Below are 444 nucleotides of genomic sequence, written 5' to 3'. Positions count from 1 at the left end.
TGCTCGAATTTGACGGCGCCGACCATGCCGACCTTGAGCCCGAAGTTGCGCAACAGCCCGCGAATGTCGTTCTCGACGGCGATCGCCTTGTCCTGCAAGAGCTTGCGCGCCGTCAGCAGCGCCCGCCGCTTCTGGCTCGTCAGCGTCTTGACATGCACCGGGCGCAACAGGTTGACCCGCATCATCTGGGCAATGCCACGGGCGTCAATGCGGTCGGATTTGTTCGGCTGAGCTTTCAGGAAGGCCTTGGTGTGCCGGGTTTCGATACAGATCACCGGCAGGCCAGCTTTGTCAAGACCCTCGAACAGCCACTGCGACAGCGGCCCGGCTTCAAGTCCGATCCGTTCAAAGTTCCCGGCAGGATCCTCAAGCACCCGCGCCAGATCCTCGGGATGGCTCGGCACCTTGATCTCACGGCAGATCGCGCCTGTTTTGTCGACGATG

Annotated in this window: 1 protein-coding gene; it reads right to left on the bottom strand. The window is 61.9% G+C overall.

The features are described from left to right. Positions 1 to 443 (bottom strand): IS110 family transposase (locus O7B34_RS32020; protein WP_337149742.1); only part of this gene is annotated, 443 nt, incomplete at its 3' end. Between the last annotated feature and the right edge of the window lies 1 nt (position 444).

It is taken from the genome of Mesorhizobium sp. Cs1299R1N3 (genome assembly GCF_037179625.1).
Lineage (GTDB): Bacteria > Pseudomonadota > Alphaproteobacteria > Rhizobiales > Rhizobiaceae > Mesorhizobium > Mesorhizobium salmacidum.
Note: the sequence above shows the minus strand (reverse complement) of the source record. Positions and strands in the feature narration are given on the sequence as shown.